This window comes from Haloarcula sebkhae (assembly GCF_014647415.1).
GTDB classification, from domain to species: Archaea; Halobacteriota; Halobacteria; order Halobacteriales; family Haloarculaceae; genus Haloarcula; species Haloarcula sebkhae.
Genome location: NZ_BMPD01000004.1, coordinates 337,444 through 356,185, shown reverse-complemented (window position 1 = coordinate 356,185; position 18,742 = coordinate 337,444). Strand labels below are relative to the sequence as shown.

The following is an 18,742-nucleotide window of genomic DNA, read 5'->3' as shown; positions in this document are numbered from 1 at the left end:
ATCCACCTACTAGAGTCCTTATACCAATATATGTGTTTAACTCTGTCCGAGATACCTATCCGTATGTCTCATTAAAATCTGATACTCGTTGGATGTGCGACCGGCTATGGTTTCAAACTGCAACAGCCTGACTCGACAGTGTGTCGAAACTGATCGCAAAAAGACAGTGTGCTGGCCCGTGTCGCGCAAATGTCCGATAGCGTCAGTCGTCGGCTGCGGCTTCCTCGGCCGTGCCGTACAGACCTTCGACCTCCGTGATTTCGGGGTCGATTCGATCCACTCCACCGGTCGCCCTCTCGGCGCTTTTCGTGTCCTTCAGGCCGAAGCCGGTAGACACTACGACGACGGTTTCGTCCTGCTCGATGATCCCCTGATCGAGCGCGGTCTGAACGCCGGCAATAGGTGCTGCTCCAGCCGGCTCGGAATAGATGCCCTCGGTGCCGCCAAGCAGCTTCTCGGCCTCCAGAATATCGTCGTCGGAGACCAGCACGCTCGTCCCGCCGCTCTGTTCCAGCGCGCGGGAGGCTTTGATCGTGTTCCGCGGCCGCCCGACTGCGATTGAGTCAGCCAGCGTTTCGGCGATATCGTCGATGTCTTCGTGGCCGTGGAACGCGTCGTGGATGGCCGACGCCCCCTCGGCCTGCACGCCGAGCATCTTCGGGTGGTCGTCGACGTAGCCGAGATCGTAAAACTCCTTGAACCCTTTCCAGGCCCCGGCGATAGTACAGCCATCACCCATCGAGAACACGACCCAGTCCGGGACGTGTCCGCGAGCGATAGACTGGTCGGCGAGTTCGTGGCCGACGGTGCGCTTGCCCTCCACTTGGAACGGATTGATGGCCGCGTTGCGGTTGTACCAGCCGTACTTTTCGGTGACTTCGACGCTGAGGTCGTAGGCTTCGTCGTAGCTGCCGTTGACAGCCAGAACGTCCGCACCGTAGACGAGCGGCTGTGCGAGCTTCCCCGTCGGGGCGTCGCCGGGGACGAAAATACGGCAGTCCATCCCCCCGCGGGCGGCATACCCTGACAGCGACGCGGCGGCGTTCCCGGTCGAGGCGCAGGTGATGATGTCGCGACCGGCGTGTCTGGCTTTCGTGACAGCGATAGCGCTGGCGCGGTCCTTGAAACACCCTGTCGGGTTCCGCCCGTCGTCTTTGACGAGCGTCTCGACGCCCAGCGCGTCGCTGAGGTTCGGGGCGTCGAAGAGGTCCGTTCCGCCCTCGTTGAGCGTCACGACATCAGCGTCCGTTGCGACTGGCAAGAACGCCTCGTATTTCCACTGGCTCGCTATCGGCCCGCCGAGGTCGCCGTCGAACGCGTCGTCGATAGCGTCGTAGTCGTACGTTACTTCGAGAATTCCCTTCACGCCCTCGTGTTCGGGACAGGTGTAGATTATCTGGCTCGGGACGTACTCCGCTCCACAGAGTGTGCACTCGAGGGTCGTCACTTGCGTCATGCCCATACTACATTCTGAGTACAACCGGGTATAAAACCGTACTGCGGCTTTAGCTCGATTGTGAGGTGACCCTCCTCTGTCGTGGCTGCCACACCTTCACACACAGACAGCACACGCCACACATCTATTTGTGGTTTAACTATCAGATCAACGGCTGCGAAAACCGCTACAGCGGGCGATCTAGGAACTGGCCACGGCCCGCCGCCGATTGGACCTCGTGGTCCTTTGCGACAATCTCCCCGCCGGCAATGACCGTGTTCACGCGCGCGCTCCAGTCCTGTCCTTCGTATGGCGTCCAGCCACCGATGAACGTGTGGTCGTCGGCGGTGACCTCGTACTCCTCGGTCTGGACGAGCATCACGTCCGCATCCGTTCCGACCTGCAGCGACCCTTTCCGTGGATAGATTCCGGCGTTCCGTGCCGGAGCTGTACACACGAGTTCGCGGAGCCGCGGCCAGGATATCCGATCCTCGTGGACGCCCTCGCTGACGAGGAACTCGACCATCGTTTCGACGCCCGGGAGGCCGGCGTAGGGCTCCCAGATATCTTCCCAGCCGGCTTCCCGCGTCTCGCGGTACGTCGGAAAGTGATCCGTGCCGATGAGGTCGATCGTCCCGTCCTGCACCGCATCCCAGAGCCGCTCCCGTTCAGCGTCCGATTTGAGGCTGGGATTGACTTTCAGGTACGGGCCCTTGTCGGCAACGTCACCCTTCGAGAAGGCCAGATACTGCGGACAGGTTTCGAGCGTGACCGGAACGTTGGCTCGTGACTTGAAGCGCCCAGCCTCGCGTGCGCCGCTCCCGCTGGAGATGTGGACGACGTGTAGCGGACAGTCGGCGTATTCCGCGAAGTAGCCCGCGCGGGATATCGCGTCAAGTTCGGCTTCGAGCGGTCGTGAGTCCATGTACACCTCGGGCTCGTCGCCGTCGATAGTCGACCGCGCGTCGTCAAGCAGTCCCTGAGTCTCGCAGTGAACGCGAACCGTCCCCCCGGCATTGCCGACACGCCGCATGAGCGCCGCGATCGATGCGTCACTCGCGAGGTACGGGTCTGCGGTAAATGTCTTGAAATCCGCTGTTCCGGCGTCCATGATGCCAGCTACGTCGATGTCGGGATCTTGAATATTACCTGCGACGAGGCCGAAATCGACGTGTGCGAGCGCCGAGCACGTCTCTGCTTTCTCCTGCAGTGCGTCGGGAGTTGTGACGGGCGTCTGCGTCGGTAGCTCGATGACCGTCGTCACCCCACCGGCGACCGCACTCGCGGTCTGGGACGCGAAATCGATCCCATCCGGAAACAGTTTGTCGTCGTGCATGTGGGTGTGTACGTCGATAGCGCCCGGGAGCGCGACCATACCGTCTGCGTCGATGACGGTGTCTGGGTCACTGGAGGCTGGGATCGAGGCTGCCGGACCAACGGCGTCTATTGCCCCGCCAGAAATCGCGATTTCACCGCGCTGGACACTCGATGCCGTCACCACCTGTGTGTCTTTGATGTGAATATCTGTCATACCAGTACGGCCAGGGCGAACGACGAAAACAGTTGGTGTGTGAGACGCCACATCCGTCGCACACCGTGGTTGTGATAGAGTGGCTGGTAAGGCCGTTCTGGGGCGGAGTAGCTTTTAGTCGGTTGACGGTTTCCCCCAACCTGTGATACTGAATGCAGGGACGCTCATCACGATGGACGATGAGCGCACGGTCCGGTCGGAAGTACACGTCGTGGTCGAGGGCGGTGAAATCGTCGCTATCGAGGACGGCTACGCGTCCGGTCCTGACGCGATCGACGCCACTGACGAAGTCGTCATCCCGGGACTGGTAAACTGCCACACCCACATGTACGCGCTCCCGATTCGCGGCGCGCCGCTCGCTGCGTCACCCGAGAGTTTCTACGAATCGCTCGTCGACATCTGGTGGAACGTCGACGAGGCGTTTACCGAGCGCGACGCTCGCCTGTCCGCGCTGGGGTCCTGCGCCGAAATGCTTCAGAGTGGCGTCACCACCTTCTGTGACAACTACTCCGGACCGAACACGCTGCCGGGCGGACTCGACGCCGTTGCCGAGGGGGTGGCACAGACGCCGATCCGTGGAATGATTACTTTCGAGACGACAGCCAGAAACTCCGAATCTCAGGCCAGAGACGGAATCGCTGAGAATCAGCGATTCATCGACGAAGCGGAAGACCGGTACGACACCGTATCCGGCCACTACTGCCTCCACACACTGTTTACCAACACCGAAGACATCGTCGAGGAGTGCGTCGACCGGGCTATCGACGACGACCGCCCGATCCAGATACACCTCGAAGAGGGACTGGTCGACGTGCACGAATCTATCGCCGACTACGGGAAACGACCGGTTCCAGCGCTCCAAGACATGGGCTTTTTCGACGCCGAGGTCATCGCAGCCCACTGCGTCCATTCCACCGAGTCCGAAATCAAAATCCTCGCAGATAACGATGTCAGCGTCGCTCACAACCCCTATTCAAACATCAATAACGCCGTCGGTATCGCCGATGTCGAAACGATGCAAGCCCACGAGATGACGATCGGACTCGGTGACGACGGGTGGGATCCGGATATGTTCGAGACCATGCGTTCCGCCGTCGGTATCCACAAACTCAAGCAGCGCAACCCGAGCGGCTTCGACATGGCCACTGCCCTCGAATGGGCGACAATCGGCAGTGCAGCGGTGCTGGGGATGGACGACGCTGTCGGCAGCATTGAGGTCGGCAAACGCGGTGATTTCGTCACGCTGGATCTGGGGCCGAATCCGGTGTTGGACGGGAGCGCGCCCTACTACGTCGTCAGCGCCGCAAGCCGTGCGGACGTAACCCGGACGATTATCGATGGGCAACCTGTGTACGACCAGAATTCGGGTGTCACCGGAGTTGACGATTCGGACATGACCGCTGTCGGCGATGCGAGTACCGAACTTTGGGATCGGTTGTAGGTCAGTTCCCCACAGGTCTCCTCCTCATCCGTGGCAATGGGGCTGTACAAATAACACCCTAAGTGCGTAAATTTTCTTTGCTGGCAACCCCCCACCGCACCCTCTTCAGACAGGATCTAAAATTACGACCTAAGGGTGTATAATATTGGTTGAAATTCTGATATCGGCGGTAATGTACACATTCTGTACACACACTAATACGACTGCAGCGTAGCCGAGGGGCCAAATTTGTCTATCCCGTATCTTGTAGCAAATATTTCTGGTTCCCATATGTAATAGTGGGTCTGTGTTCGTGGGTGTGGTATGGTAGTTAGTGACGCCTTTGAGACGTTCACGCAGGTACTCGAATGCCTGGATTCGTCCGACACGGAGGTCAAATCGGTCTCAGTCAGGGGCCAGACGACCGCGGATAACGACGAAATCAGTGCCGACCTGACGCTCGCAACGCCGGTATTCGGTGGCGTATCGATACACGATGATGTCTCTGTTGGTGCTGAAGAGTTCGATGTGACTGATAAGCGGATTGAGATTGATGTGACGGTTACCGTCCCTGTCGGAACTGACATACCGGTACCATCAGACGATCAGGGGGACGCGTCCAATGAACTGGCAGAGAGCCTCTCGCAATCGGATTCCGTGCCAGCATACAAGGACCCCGAGGCACTTCAGGCGGCCTACGAGGCCTGCGATACGTTCCCGGAGATGACCGAAGCGCTTGACGCCGACGTAACCTCCGAAACTGTGCGTCGGTATATGGTGGAGTACGATATCCATGACCCGACTGACACGACGCCACAGGCAGGCGGACTCAGCCTTGCCGACGTGCAGACAGATTCCGAGACCGACACCGACGCAGGTTCCTCGGCCGAATCGGATTCTTCTGACGACAGGGCGGGTGACAACAGCCAACCCGACGAAGCGGACGGACTGGGGGCCAGATCTGTCGCTGACCTGCTCGCTGAGGCGGACTCGCAGGACAGCGACGACAATCTCGTCGCGGATGGACTCGGTATCTCTCAGGACGTGACTGTGGCCGACCTCGCACAGACTGTTACCCAGTCCACTTCTCTGGACGAGGTGACCCAGCGTCTCGATTTGAACCAGACACACGCCCGGAGGCTACTGTCGGAACTGGATCTCCTCGACCTCGTCACCCATCGACTGGCAGCCACCCAGATACGTGTCTCGAACGCCGAAATAAAGCGCCGTATTACTGCTGCCAGTCATTAACCGATCTCTACGTGGTGGTCGTGCGCGAAGACAATCCTTCATTATAAAAGGAAACTGTTTTTGTAGCCCGGTTTGAATGTGTGACAAATGGCAACTATACGCGTACGTGATTGGACGAAAGAACAGATAGAGAAAATACGTGATACGGAGTCTCACTCCTCGCACGATTCGGTTATCAAGTCGCTACTGAAAGACCGAAAGCTGGCCAAATACGCCGACGATGCCCCAGAGGCCATACCGGAGCCTGAATCCGACTCCCTGACGAACGATCCTGACACCCCGTTCGATGACCTGACTGTACTCGGCGAGCTGTCCGGTGCGGATAACGGGGTGTTGTTTCTCTGGTGTCCCAGTTGCGGGAACGAACTGGCCCACCTGACCGCTGATAACCCACTCGGCCTGTCCGTGTTCGAGATCGAATGCCAGCGCTGTCTCACCCATCTCGACCGACACGCCATCGTTGCTATCGAAATCGGCTATCCGATTGAGCAGAAACTGGTCGAGGACTGTCTGCAAGACGACCTCAAGGAATGCGTCGTCGACTACTGGGACCGCACACTCGACGACGCTGCTGTGGGAGCACTTGACGACGATCTCGACCCAGCGCATCTCGTCTGGCAGTTCGACCAGTATCTCCGGCAGTTCTCGTGGGAGTGGCCTGTAGATGTCCCTGTTGTCGGCTTTGCCACGGGCGAAACCTATCGTAACACCACCACTGACGAGTATCTCGAAGTCATCGAACCAGTCTCGGAGAACCGGAACGCGATGGATTCATTCAAGATACGGCGGTACGCCGGTGACCCAGAGACTCACGACGGTGAGACGGAAATTCTTGACAGTACGACTGTTGTCGATCACATTGTTAATCGGCGACTTCTAATCGAAGGACGCACTGACTCGGCTTCACTGCCAGAGTCGACCGAACCAACGACGTGAGCAGTACAGCTGGTCCGTATAGATCTCCACTCTCTCCAATCCGTAGCTCTTACCGATTTATAAATACGTAATTGACTAATATAGGGGCAATTATGTTGGAATAGGTAGAGAAATATGGTGGATATATCTTCATAAGGTGATATGATAGTGAATGGCGGATATATGAATATATAAACCCAGTATCTTACAACACTCTAAAAATAGACGCTACGTATTAGCTCGTCTCGGCTGTCGGACGAGAACATCGCAGGCAGACAACGCTCTCTGCGACCCAGTTCACATCTGCCGAGCCACAGTGCGGGCAGCGGTGGTGGTCGGTGTCGTACTCCGTCGTCCCGCGGGGAGTGGCGAGGAAGCCATCGTCGATCACCTGCTCGATGAGACTTGGGAACCGCTGGCGTTTGACGACGGCCCGCTGTGCGAGGAAGCTCCCGGGGTCGCCCGGGTCCGCGCCGTGGAGGTCTTCCCAGGGAATAGCGATTTCGCCGTTTGCGGGGCCACGGGCGACCTGCTGGAGAAGCGTCGCAGCAGCCTCGAACAGCGGCGTTGTCCCCCACGCCTGCGGGCTGTCGACGGCACCACCGGCGTCGTTGTATGCCGCCTCCGCCTCGCGGTACGCCGACTCGACTCCGTCGAGTCCCCCGACAGCTCGGAAGTCTGCAACGAATTCCTTGAGACAGGCGTGTTGAACTGGGTGTTCGAGCCCGTTGGTCAAATCCTTGGCCACGGCGACGCCCTCGACACCGCGACGGGTAGCGCGCGTATCCTTTCCGGCGACGCGGTAACAGACCGCGCTCGTCGCGAGGTACTGGAGCCCGTCACCGACCCAGCCCTTCTCGTCGGCCGCGAACGGCTCGATACCCTCTCGTGGGTCCGCAAGAACACGCCACCCTGCCCGCGTGTATTCGTCGCCGGCTCGCCGATACTCACGGTCAGCAATGGCGGCAACTGCCGCCGCTCGGTGTCCAGCATCCTGTGTGCGCATGCGTTTTTTATGAAGTACGGCCTTACAGCCTTTCTCACCCAACAGATCGGTATCATTGTTGACTCGAACCGTCAGACAGAATACGAGCCCGCCCTCTCTGTGTTGCATGGAGTTGGTACCCCTCGTTACGGCGCTTACCGTGTCACTCCGGTTCGTTATCGGCGTCGCCGCCGGTGTCGTCGCGACGGTTGTGATGGACCTGGTGATGGCCAGACTGCCGGAAGGCGAAACACCGCCGTTCATTGCCTCCGGTGTATTGACCGACAGTGCCCCGCAGAACGCTCCCGGACGGCTCGCGAGCGTGGTCCACTACATCGCCGGCTGGCTGACTGGCCCGCTGTTCGTCTGGGTACTTTTCACCAGCGAAGGGCTGCTGAGCGGGCCATCGATACTCGCGGCGGTCCTCGCTGCCGTTGTCCTGTACACGCTGATGATCGGTTTCTTCGTCTTCGTCGTGCTCCCGCGATCCCGACTGCCGTCGGCCCGGATTCCGGATATCCGACGCGACTGGGCTATCTCGGCAGCTGCGTATCTGCTCGTTCTCGTGCCGCTCGTGGCACTCGGGTTTCGGTTCGTCTGACTCGGCCTAGCCGCGATACCGTTTGATTACGCGACAATCGAGTCTGCTTACCGCCAGCGCTCACTCGGCGAGCGACAGTTTGCCGTCTGGGCCAACCTCACCGACTTCGCCGGTGTGGTACCAGTCGTCCCGGAGCGTCTGTGTGCCAGTCCGGTCGTCGTCGAGGAACCCGCCAAGGACGGTCGGCCCGCGGACCAGTAGTTCCCTGTTTTCGGAGACGGCGATCTCAACACCTGGCATCGGGTCGCCGATGGACTCCTCGACGTAGGAATCCGCCGGGTTCAGTGCGCCGACACCGGTTGTTCCGACGGAGCCGTACAGCTCGCATATCGGAACGCCCAGCCCCCGGAAGAAATACAGCAGATGATCGTCAAGCTGTCCTGTCCCAGACAGCGCGTAAGTGAGGTTTGACAACCCCATTTCCTGCCGCAGCGGCTTGTACACGAGCCGATTGGCGGCTCTGTATTTCAGCGGCGTTCCCCGTCCCTCGACGATCCCCTCCCCGTAGGACGCCACTCGACCGCCAACCTTCCGTTTCATCCAGCCCATGTCGCCGAGACGGTCCTGGATCTCCCCGTAGAGCTGCTGGTACATCTTTGGGACACCGACGAGCACATCCGGCTTAACAGCCGCGAGTTGGTCGACAAACTCCTCTGCTCCGAGGTAGGCGACGGCGCTCCCGGTCGCCCAGAGATAGTACGTCGAGACGCGCTGATAGATATGCGCAAGCGGGAGCGAACACGTCCCGGTCGCCCCAGGGCCGGTGGGAAGTCCCTCCCGGAGACTCTCTGCGGCCGCCAGCATATTTCGGTGTGTCAGTGCACAGCCGGCCTTCTCTGCGGGGGAAGCCACGTCGAACGCGACTGTCGCTACCTCGTCACCGTCAGTTTGCAGGCCGGGGAGCACTCTGGCCTCAGCAGTCGGGAGGGCCTCGAAATCAAGCACGATTTCGACGGCCATCGCGAGGTCTTCTGCTACGTCTCCCGCTGCCACGAGGCCGGTCGCGCCGGTCCGTTCGATAATCTGGGCTGCCCGGTCGTCGCTTGCAGACGGGTAAAGCGCGACCGGGACCAGTCCGGCGAAGTGACAGGCCAGGTCGAGGACGGACCACTCGTACTGGGACTGCGCCCTGATTGCCAGTCGGTCTCCGGGGCGCAGTTCCGTCGAGAGGAGCCCGCCCGCGACTGCCTTCGCTCGCTCTGCCAGTTCTTCGAAACTCCGTTCGACGAACTCGCCGTCATCTCGGACGAGCGCTGCGGTCCGGTCCCCGTGGTTCGCAACGATGTCTTCGAACCAGGCCGCTACTGACCCGTCCGGGACCGAAAGCGAGCCCCCGTCGTAGATGTCGCTGTCGAGGCGCACGCCGGCGGCTTCGCTCTGGCGGTCAACTGGGACGGGGTCGTCCGAAGCCGTGCGGTCCTGATAGAGTTGCCCAGGTTCGTACTCGTAGTCGTCGCTGACCTCGGTCTGGAAGTAGTCCGCGTAGTTCTGGTCTTCGTCGCCGGCGGCGATGTGCGCATCGAGCCAGTCCCGGGCGACCGTCAGGACCTCCATCGTGACGTACTCCCCGTTCTCGTGTTTTTCGCGGAGTTCCTGTACTTTCCCAGCGAACTCCTCGTGCATTTCACGGTGGTTGTAGAAACAATCGCTGCAGTCCATAGCGTAGCCACAGTTCTGCATGAACTCTTCTTCGTCACCGAAATGGTACTCCGTGTAGCGTTCGAGTTCCCGGAGAATGTCACCGACCTCTTCCTCGGAATGACCCTCGTTCATCGCCGTATGGAGGTCGTTCAGCAGCCCGAACAGGCGCTTGTGCTGCTCATCGAACCGCTCGACATTTGTGCTATACCGTTCGTCATCCCACTCGGCGAATTTCCCCGTCGAATCTGTGCCCATACCTGTTCTGTTACCCATTATTTGAAAAGCAACTCTCACATTCTCACCGAATGAAAATACGGTCTGCTTTCCAAGTAGTTGCCAGTTAACATTGCATTCGAGATGCGAGAATTAAGTGATGAAGCAGTCGTCGATGTCCTTACTGACAACGGAATCGGTGTGCTGGCGATGTCCAGCCCCATGGGGGCGGCCCCGTATCCGTTCCCGGTCGCGTTCGGGTACGACCCGGCGACGGATAGTCTGGCGTTTCATCTCTCGGAGAGTGACGACAGTCAAAAACACCGCTATCTCACGGCGGACAGCACCGTCGGGTTCACGGTGTACGAGGAGACCGAACCGAAAACCGTCTGGCGAAGCGTGGTAGTCACAGGTGAGCTAGTAGAGGCGACCTACGACGAGGTAGAGCCAGCCCTTGCCTCGCTGGCCAGCAACACACAGTTCGCCCCCAACCCAGTCAGCTGGGACGACACATCGACTACGACGCCGTACGAACTTCGAATCGACGACTGGGACGGACGTGAATTCCGAGTCGGATGAAACCGGTGTCGCAAGCCACTAGCAGTGGCAGCCATCGAACCCCTTGTAGCGCTGTGTTCGCTGCTTTTCGTCGGTTTGCGTTCTCAGTCTGCGGGAACCAGCGACCGTAATTATGCCGTGAGGGCCGTATCTACAAACAGAGGTGTCCCAGATGCTTTCGCCAACAACTGCGCTACTCCAGCACGGACCGATGGGGCCCCACGGTGGGGCAACGGGTATGGGCATGGCCCCCGGCGGCTGGTGGCTACTGCTCGTAGCGTTCACCATCGCTGTTGTGGCGGTCGGCGCGTTGCTGTACGTGCAGCTACAGGGCGAGGCGACCGCCGAGCCGGATTCGCTGGAGACGCTCAAACAACAGTACGCCTCGGGCGAGATCGACGAGACGGAGCTTGAAACGCGGGCTGACCGATTGCTCCAGTACGAGTCATAGCCCGACACTGGCAGTTCTATCCGCTGACAGTCTGAGAGGAGCGTCACCTGCAGAACTGTACACTGTGATTTCCCGCGTGCGCTCACCGATTGTCCGGCACGCACTTCGTGGTGCATTTATTCTGCAACGGTGTACGGTGGGTATGGACCCGGACGACGTTCGCGACGACTGGGCCTCCCGTTCCGGGAAGTTCTCGCCGGCGTACTACGCTGAGATCGGACCGAACGAGGTAAGTGAGACGCTGGCCAACGTGCTCGACCACTACGTCCACGACGATGCCCGGATCATCGAACTGGGCTGTGGCTCGGGCCGCCATCTTGCACACCTGCAGACTAACGGATACGGGAATCTCACTGGTATCGACATCAATGAGGAATCCTTCGACGTGATGGCCGAGCACTACCCGCGGCTCGCGGATTCGGGGACGTTCCACACCGGTGCCCTCGAAGACATCGTCACCGAGTTCGAAGACGACGCCTTCGATGTCGTCTACTCGGTCGAGACGCTCCAGCACATCCACCCCGATGACGCGTGGGTGTTCGAAGAGATTGCCCGTATCGCCAGCGACCTCCTCGTCATCGCTGAAAACGAGGGCAACAGCCCTGATCGCGGACGTGAAGACACAGACGTGAGTTACGTCAACGACGAGTTCCCGCTGTATCACCGCAACTGGAAGCAGGTGTTCTCGGAACTCGGGTTCGCGCAGCTAATCCGCGAACCCACGTCTCGGGACACCATTCGCGTGTTCCGCGCACCCTAGCCCACCACCTGTCTCTGTCACTTCTCGGTGGTGCCGTCATCGAACAGCTAGCCGTCGGTACATTCACAATCGATAACCGGGCAGCAACTATTTGTGTCACGGTATCATGGGTCAAGTTGGATCGCTATGCAACTGTGCCAAAACTGTCAGGCGGCTATCGACGAGTACATCTTGGACAAACAACTCGAACCCCTGCGAGACCTCACAGTCGACGACTTCAATCTCTGTGCGGACTGCGTGACAGTCGTCGCGGACGCCTGTGTGGAGTGTGACGGCGCGGTGTACGTTCCCCGGTCTGAAACTGCTGTCCCTGACTGCTGTCCGGCGTGCCGGTCCGAGCACATTGACGAAACCGGGACCGACCCGGGCTGGCATTTCGACACGATGTCGACCTGACTCGGGTCATACACTTGGATGCTGGCCGGGAGCAGTCGCCCAGGGCTGCCGACGTGGGCATCATTCTCGTTTTTGACGCTATTGGCAGTGAGCTGATAGACTGTTCGGCGACCGAATGAGAACTCCGTGGTATGTAGTCGAGGAGAACAATACGTCTTGGCACAAGTGGCATCGATAGCACCGCGGACACACACTGTTTTCAGGAATTTTTGAACGGCAGACGTGGCCGTAGAGGCCGTGCGTGTGCGTCACAGTGGCGATAGAAGCTTCATACTCCTCCAGCACATATAGTTGATCTCTACTGGAATGACACGCTCGACACGACATATTGGCTTGCTGTTTGCTGCGCTTGCACTCATCTGGGGACTTTCCTTTGTGGCGATCAAGACTGGTCTCGAAAGCGTCCCGCCGGTGCTGCTGGCAGCTGTCCGACACGATATTGCTGCAGTCGTCCTGCTTGGCTATGCTCTCTGGCGCGGCCGGTCACTGCGCCCGCAGACCCGCGATGACTGGTCGCTGATTCTCATCGGCGGCACTGTCCTCATCGGCGCACACTTCGCGCTCCTGTTTCTCGGCCAGCAGTACGTCCCGAGCTCCTTCGGCGCAATCCTGCTCAGTCTCACGCCGGTTGTGACGCCGGCGTTCGCATCGACGCTGATACCGAGCTACAGGGCTCGACCGCACGAACTCATCGGCACTGTCTGTGGATTCATCGGCGTGGTTATCATCGCGAACCCCACACCGGGAGCAGTCGGCGGCCGACTGCTCGGCGTCGCCCTGCTCATCAGTTCAGCTGTCGCCTTCGCTGTCGGCGCAGTCCTGACAGAACGCTACACCAGTTCGCTCCCGCTCGTGAGCCTGCAGGCCTGGATGACGCTACTCGGTGCGGGCATCCTGCACGCTGTCAGTGCGGGGCTGCCCTCGGAGCAGCTCGGAACCGTCACGGTTGGTCTCGAACAGATCGCGGCAATCGCGTATCTCGGTATCGTCGCCAGCGCAATCGGGTTCCTCCTCTACTTCCGCCTGATCAGCACGGTCGGGGCCGCTGAAACCAGCCTGGTTTCCTACGTGGTCCCGGCAGTGACGGCTATCAGCGGCTGGCTCCTGCTCGGTGAAACACTCGGTCCGGTGACTATCGCCGGCTTCGCCGTAATCGTGGTCGGTTTCGCGTGGGTGAAAGCCGACGTGCTCCGGTCGCTACGCCGCCGCCGGACAAACTCGCCGTCGTACCGACCGTACGGGCCACAGGACGACTGCGTCGTTGTCAGCGGGAACGCGTACACGACACGCGAGTGATGCCCTGATAGCATGGGCGTCAGGGCTTAGCCCCTGTCACCCATTGTAACGGTATGGCTTCACATCCCGGGTTCCACTCGCTCCACGACGAGACGGCGGCATCCATCTCCGTGACCGGTGACCTCCCGGACTGGCTCCGTGGCAGTCTCATCCGGAACGGACCCGGCGCGTTCTCCCTTCCGAACGGTAGCAGTGTCAACCACTGGTTCGACGGCTTCGCGATGCTGTACCGGTTCACTTTCGACCCCGACAGTGACGCCGTACACTATCGGAACCGCTTCCTCAGGACGGACGCGTACGAGGCGGCGACGAGTGGCGAGTTCGAGGGTGGCTTTGCGACCGGCGAGACGACACTTCGCTCGCGGCTGGCGACGTTCCTGACTGACCCCTACGACAACACGAACATCATCGCCGAACGGTTCGGTGGCGAGTACCTCGCCCTGACCGAATCGCCCCGGAAGGTACGCTTCGACCCGAACACACTCGAAACGACGGGCCACCTCGAACACGACGACGATGTGCCGACAGGGCAACTCTCCTGTGCCCATCTCAAACGTGACCCGACGAGCGGCGTCCTCATCAACGTCGACACGGCGTTCGGACGGACCAGCCAGTACCACGTCAGTGCTATGTCGCCCGATGGGACCCGGCGACACGTCGGGAGCGTCGACACCGACCAGCCGGCGTACATGCACAGTTTCGCGCTGACGCCCCGGTACGTCGTCTTGACCGAGTTCCCGCTTCGACTCGACCCGCGACGGTTTCTTAAACCCGGGCGACAGGCACCCTTCATCGAGCAATTCGAGTGGGAACCAGACCGCGGGACCCGAATCATCGTCATGGACCGCACTACTGGAACCGTCGTCGCTGAACCGGTCATCGACGCCGTGTTCGGCTTCCACCACGTCAACGCGTTCGAACGAGCCGGCGGCAGGGAACTGGTGTTCGACCTCGAAACAGTACCAGACGCGACGACCATCGACTCGCTGTATCTGGACAACCTCCGTGCAGGCGAGATGGGCGCTATCGTCGGCCGCATCGAGCGGTTCACCCTTGACCTCGGTACCGAGAGCGGTGTAACTCGCTACGGCGATGCCGATGTGACGGTCTCACGCGAGATGCTGTACCCTGACGGCAGCGCGCTCCCGACTGTCTCACCGGCTCGGTGGTGTCGCCCGCACCGCTACGTCTACGCGATGGGGATGGACACACCAGTCACCGAGTGGGCCCGTCGCGTTCTGAAACTCGACACGGACACGGGTGCTGTCGAGACATTCGACGATGGCGGGGACTACTTCGGTGAGCCGGTGTTTGTCCCCGCACCCGACGGCGACGCCGAGGACGACGGCGTGGTGGTAGTCGTTGCGCTGGACGCAGATGACGACCGGTCTCGGCTACTCGTCCTCAACGGTCAGACGTTCGAGGAGCGCGCCAGCGCATCGCTCCCACACGCAGCTCCGTTCGATTTCCACGGTCGATACTTCCCCGAGCTTCGAGCGGCGGCCGGTAACTGAGTCCGTAATTTAGCTCCGCCCCTGCTGTCAGATCGCCGTTCGAGAAATAACCCTATTCGTGGGCAGGAACGGGCAGTGCAAACACTGATGTCCGAGAAATTCATTAGAAATTCATATGAGTCGAACGTCCATTCCCATCGACACTGATACGAAAGACAGACTGGACGAAGCGAAACGAGATGACGAAACGTGGGACGAGTTCTTACTCCGAATCGTGGCATCGACTGGCGACGGGATGTCTCCAGGGACACTGTCAGACGAAGAAGCCGAGGAAGCAATGGAGATCGTACGAGAAGGCCGCTCGTCTCCAAGATGAACTTCTGACAGATGGAGAGCGACTGGCAACAGCCGATATGCTCATCGCGGCCACCGCTCGCTCAACAGGTGACGAACTTGTTGTCGCGGATAGTGACTTTGAGACTGACATTCTTCAGACTGTGATGGAAGTCACGAATCTTCGTAACTGACCTGTCGGAACGCTTCTTGATACGCGTCTTCACTTTCCAAACTCGCCCGAGCAATCGGTGCCGTTCTGACAGAAATAGCGAACTACTTACACGATGTTCGGTCTGCCTAAACTTCGAAAACGCTTTATCTATTTAGGCTGGCCTAAATAGTATGTTGAACGACTCGATGGACACCACTGAACCGTCACACCTGCTATCGGTGTCACGGACACTGAACGGAGCGTCGTGAGTATGGTGGCAGTGGGGAACCGAACGGGGACGACGTTCGACCGTGATGTCATCATCGTTGGCGGCGGTCCGGCCGGTTGTGCGGCGGGTGTGTTCACGGCCAGAGCGGACCTCGATACGGCCATCTACGACCGCGGCCGCTCGTCGCTCAAACGCTGTGCCTACCTCGAAAACTACCTCGGTTTCCCGGCCGGAATCGACATCGAGACGCTGTACGACCGTATTCAGGCCCACGCCGAAACCGCCGGCTGTACCGTCGTCCCCGAACTGGTCGAATCGCTCGACAGGACTGCCGATGGGGAAGGCTTCGTCGTCGAGACGCAGGATGGGGAGACGGCCACAACTCGCCGCGTTATCGCCGCGACCCGCTACGACGGCGAGTATATGCGGGGTCTGGACGACGATGCGGCGATGTTCGAGACGGACGAACACGACGGCGAGGAACGCGAAACCTTCGACCGCGAGTATGCCGACGTGGACGGCACGACACCGGTTCCGGGTCTCTACGTTGCGTCACCGTCCGAAGCGGCGGATATGCAAGCGATTATTGCGGCCGGCCGGGGCGCACGAGTCGCACGTCGGGTGATTGCGGACGCGAGAATTGACGACGGGTGGTGGGAGGCTGTCGCTGACGGCGTGGACTGGGTCCGTCGCGAGGCCGAGCTAGACGATGAATGGACTGAACGAGCAACCTGGGTCGAATATTTCGACGACCGGTACGCTGAGGACGCGCCCGTCGAGCCGGACTCGGATCGGTTCCAGCGGGTCCGTGAGGCGGTCATCGACGAACGGCGCTCGTCGTATATCACGCCCGGGGAAAAAGCCGACCGGACCGAAATAGGCCAGGAAGCGCTGGCGGGCTACCTAGACCCTGTAGCGGTCGTTTCGGGGCTCGATCAGACCGCCGTCCTCGATGCGATGGACGACGCAACGATCCGGGACTACCTCGGCGCGAGCGACGGACGCGCGGAGGTGAGCGAGTAATGGCCAGCGAGACACGGGGAGCTACCGATGCGTGGTCGTGGGCTAGATCCTGGCTCGGGACTCTCGACGGGTCCCTGTTCGGGCTCTGTGTCGCGAGCGTTGCCGTCGCCTTCGGAGCTGGTCTGCTTCAGGTGAGCTTCGGAGCGTACTCGATGACGATCCTCGAGGCGTGGCAGGCCGTGTTCGATCCGAAAGTGTGGTTCAGTGTGCAGGCATGGCAGTCGTTCTTCCTCGGGACCGAGCTTCCCGAACTGCCGAAACGGACGCTTATCGTCTGGAACATCCGGATGCCGCGGGTAATCGTCGCCGTACTTGCAGGGATATGTCTCGCCGTCTCCGGGGCGATATTCCAGGCTGTGACGCGAAACGAACTGGCGAGTCCGTTCGTGCTGGGCGTGAGTTCCGGGGCGGGACTGGCCGTACTGCTGACTCTCGTTCTGTTCAGCAGTCTCGCCCCGTTCCTCCCGCTGTTTGCTGCGGTCGGTGGCTCCATCGCGTTCCTGCTTGTGTATATGATCGCGTGGAAGGGAGGCACGAGTCCGGTTAGACTGGTCCTGGCCGGTGTCATCGTCAACATGGTGTTTACTTCCCTCCAGCGGGGACTGTTCTTCTTCGCCGACGATCTGGGCGTTGTCCAGTCAGCACTGGCCTGGATTACCGGGTCGCTCACGGGCGTCGGCTGGGAGGAGTTCCGCATCGCTATCATCCCGACGCTTGCGGCGACGCTACTCGCGCTGGCCGGTGCACGACAACTGAACCTCCTCCTGCTCGGCGAAGAGACCGCGAGCTCGCTCGGGATGAGCGTCGAGCGGGTCCGGTTCATGCTGTCCGCGGTCGCCATTTTGGCGGCCAGCACGGCGATCTCCGTTGCGGGGATCATCGGGTTCTTCGGCCTCGTGGTTCCCCATATCGTTCGCCTCATCGTCGGGAGCGACTACCGCCGACTCCTCATCGGCTGCATGTTCGTCGGTCCGGCGCTGATGGTCGTCGCGGACGTTGGTGCACGGCTGGCCCTGAATCCCGCGCAGGTTCCGGTCGGCGTCGTCACCGGCGTCGTCGGTGGCCCGTACTTCCTCTACCTGATGCGGCGACAGGAACAGATGGGTGAGATCTAATGTCACAGAACAACACTAACTCGGATGGTATCGCTACGGCCAACGACACCGCTGCTGGGTCCCAGTCCGGTCGCCGGGACCGGCCGCTGGTCGGCGACGATGTGGTGCTTTCGTACTCGGGGACGGATGACCCGGTCATCGACGGTGAATCGATCACCGCCGAACCCGGGGCCGTAACTGCACTCGTCGGCCCGAACGGGTCGGGCAAGAGCACGCTGCTGAAAGGCCTCGCCAATCAGCTCGAACCGGACGCGGGATCGGTACTGCTGGACGGGCAAGACATCCAGACGTTAGAGACTAAAGCGATCGCTCGAAAGCTCGGCCTGCTCTCTCAGGAGAGTACGTCACCAAACAGTATCTCGGTCGAGGATCTGGTGTATCACGGTCGGTACCCACACCGGGGGTTCTTCGACAGCGTCACCGAGGAAGACGAGGCAGCCGTCGAACGGGCGATTGACCTGGCCGGCTGTGGACATCTCCGTGAACGTGAAGTCGGTAGCCTCAGTGGCGGCCAGAAACAGCTCGCCTGGATCGCTATGGTTCTCGCACAGGACACCGACGTGCTGTTGCTCGATGAACCGACGACGTTCCTTGACCTGCACCACCAGCTTGAGGTGATGGAGATAATCGAAACGCTCCGCGATGAGAGCGAGATTACCATCGTGGTCGTCCTGCACGACATCGAGCAGGCGGCCCGCCTCGCCGACCGGATGGTCGCACTCAAAGACGGCGAGATACAGGCTCGGGGACCACCCGAAGCTGTCGTGACGGAGCAACTCCTTGCGGACGTTTTCGAAATCGAGGCGGAGGTCTCGGCCACGCCACACGGACCACGTGTGAACCCAATCCGTGCCCGCCACGACGGCGATGAACACACTACTGGTGACGATACTGCCGAACCGGACCGCGCCGAGGAAGTCGTGGCCGAATAGGGGCCGTAAGACCACCGCGAAATCGCGCTCTGCCCCACGAACTCTTGAT

The 18,742-nt window shown here is 60.4% G+C and carries 18 protein-coding genes and 1 pseudogene; 15 read left to right on the top strand and 4 right to left on the bottom strand.

All coding sequences use genetic code 11. From position 1 onward, the window contains the following. Nucleotides 1-202: 202 nt before the first annotated feature. Both thrC and IEY38_RS13985 read right to left on the bottom strand, forming a co-directional pair. Nucleotides 203-1,462, bottom strand: a complete 1,260-nt coding sequence (thrC, locus tag IEY38_RS13990) for a threonine synthase (RefSeq protein WP_188978757.1) — start codon at nt 1,460-1,462, stop codon at nt 203-205. A 160-nt stretch (nt 1,463-1,622) separates the two neighbouring features. Beyond that, nucleotides 1,623-2,966: a dihydroorotase gene (locus IEY38_RS13985; protein WP_188978755.1), complete on the bottom strand. Its 1,344-nt coding sequence runs from the start codon at nt 2,964-2,966 to the stop codon at nt 1,623-1,625. Nucleotides 2,967-3,108: 142 nt separating this feature from the next. On the opposite strand from IEY38_RS13985, the gene IEY38_RS13980 reads away from it, so the two are divergent. The 3 genes from IEY38_RS13980 (at nt 3,109) to IEY38_RS13970 (ending at nt 6,573) form a co-directional block, all read left to right on the top strand. Further along, complete coding sequence (locus IEY38_RS13980; protein ID WP_188978748.1) at nt 3,109-4,407, top strand: amidohydrolase family protein; 1,299 nt, start codon at nt 3,109-3,111, stop codon at nt 4,405-4,407. 303 nt (nt 4,408-4,710) lie between these two features. After that, nucleotides 4,711-5,637: a hypothetical protein gene (locus IEY38_RS13975; RefSeq protein WP_188978746.1), complete on the top strand. Its 927-nt coding sequence runs from the start codon at nt 4,711-4,713 to the stop codon at nt 5,635-5,637. An 87-nt stretch (nt 5,638-5,724) separates the two neighbouring features. After that, nucleotides 5,725-6,573 (top strand): hypothetical protein, encoded by an 849-nt coding sequence (locus IEY38_RS13970; protein WP_188978745.1) that lies wholly within the window; start codon nt 5,725-5,727, stop codon nt 6,571-6,573. 214 nt (nt 6,574-6,787) lie between these two features. Here the strand turns inward: IEY38_RS13970 and IEY38_RS13965 are convergent, their stop codons facing one another. After that, nucleotides 6,788-7,558, bottom strand: a complete 771-nt coding sequence (locus tag IEY38_RS13965) for a hypothetical protein (protein WP_188978743.1) — start codon at nt 7,556-7,558, stop codon at nt 6,788-6,790. Nucleotides 7,559-7,664: 106 nt separating this feature from the next. Between IEY38_RS13965 and IEY38_RS13960 the strand changes: the two genes are divergently transcribed. Further along, a complete protein-coding gene (locus IEY38_RS13960) occupies nt 7,665-8,138 on the top strand; it encodes a hypothetical protein (RefSeq protein WP_188978741.1) in 474 nt (157 codons plus the stop codon). A 60-nt stretch (nt 8,139-8,198) separates the two neighbouring features. Here the strand turns inward: IEY38_RS13960 and IEY38_RS13955 are convergent, their stop codons facing one another. Beyond that, entirely contained in the window at nt 8,199-10,034 is a 1,836-nt protein-coding gene (locus IEY38_RS13955; protein ID WP_188978740.1) for a bacteriohemerythrin, read from the bottom strand. A 102-nt stretch (nt 10,035-10,136) separates the two neighbouring features. Between IEY38_RS13955 and IEY38_RS13950 the strand changes: the two genes are divergently transcribed. The 11 genes and pseudogenes from IEY38_RS13950 to IEY38_RS13905 all read left to right on the top strand — a co-directional run bounded on the left by IEY38_RS13950 (nt 10,137) and on the right by IEY38_RS13905 (nt 18,693). Further along, a complete protein-coding gene (locus IEY38_RS13950) occupies nt 10,137-10,571 on the top strand; it encodes a pyridoxamine 5'-phosphate oxidase family protein (RefSeq protein ID WP_188978738.1) in 435 nt (144 codons plus the stop codon). A 151-nt stretch (nt 10,572-10,722) separates the two neighbouring features. Then, nucleotides 10,723-11,001, top strand: a complete 279-nt coding sequence (locus tag IEY38_RS13945) for an SHOCT domain-containing protein (RefSeq protein WP_229775319.1) — start codon at nt 10,723-10,725, stop codon at nt 10,999-11,001. A gap of 142 nt (nt 11,002-11,143) precedes the next feature. Next, nucleotides 11,144-11,761: a class I SAM-dependent methyltransferase gene (locus IEY38_RS13940; protein ID WP_188978736.1), complete on the top strand. Its 618-nt coding sequence runs from the start codon at nt 11,144-11,146 to the stop codon at nt 11,759-11,761. A 126-nt stretch (nt 11,762-11,887) separates the two neighbouring features. Beyond that, nucleotides 11,888-12,157 carry a DUF7571 family protein gene (locus IEY38_RS13935; protein ID WP_058991563.1) on the top strand — a complete coding sequence of 90 codons (270 nt, stop codon included), beginning with the start codon at nt 11,888-11,890 and terminating at the stop codon, nt 12,155-12,157. Nucleotides 12,158-12,463: 306 nt separating this feature from the next. Further along, nucleotides 12,464-13,453, top strand: coding sequence for a DMT family transporter (locus tag IEY38_RS13930; protein WP_170098856.1), 990 nt, complete (start codon nt 12,464-12,466; stop codon nt 13,451-13,453). 53 nt (nt 13,454-13,506) lie between these two features. Continuing rightward, nucleotides 13,507-14,967 carry a carotenoid oxygenase family protein gene (locus IEY38_RS13925; protein ID WP_188978734.1) on the top strand — a complete coding sequence of 487 codons (1,461 nt, stop codon included), beginning with the start codon at nt 13,507-13,509 and terminating at the stop codon, nt 14,965-14,967. A 115-nt stretch (nt 14,968-15,082) separates the two neighbouring features. Continuing rightward, on the top strand, nt 15,083-15,283 hold the full coding sequence (locus IEY38_RS21285; RefSeq protein WP_229775318.1) for a DUF7557 family protein: 201 nt from the start codon (nt 15,083-15,085) through the stop codon (nt 15,281-15,283). Then, nucleotides 15,261-15,434: pseudogene (locus IEY38_RS13920) on the top strand (type II toxin-antitoxin system VapC family toxin); the annotation flags it as partial. The gene IEY38_RS21285 and the pseudogene IEY38_RS13920, both read left to right, overlap by 23 nt. A gap of 231 nt (nt 15,435-15,665) precedes the next feature. Continuing rightward, complete coding sequence (locus tag IEY38_RS13915) at nt 15,666-16,646, top strand: FAD-dependent oxidoreductase (RefSeq protein ID WP_188978726.1); 981 nt, start codon at nt 15,666-15,668, stop codon at nt 16,644-16,646. Further along, nucleotides 16,646-17,761 (top strand): FecCD family ABC transporter permease, encoded by a 1,116-nt coding sequence (locus IEY38_RS13910; RefSeq protein ID WP_188978725.1) that lies wholly within the window; start codon nt 16,646-16,648, stop codon nt 17,759-17,761. Before IEY38_RS13915 ends, IEY38_RS13910 begins: the two co-directional genes overlap by 1 nt. Next, a complete protein-coding gene (locus IEY38_RS13905; RefSeq protein WP_188978724.1) occupies nt 17,761-18,693 on the top strand; it encodes an ABC transporter ATP-binding protein in 933 nt (310 codons plus the stop codon). The genes IEY38_RS13910 and IEY38_RS13905 overlap by 1 nt, the downstream gene beginning before the upstream one ends. The last annotated feature ends 49 nt before the right edge of the window (nt 18,694-18,742 follow it).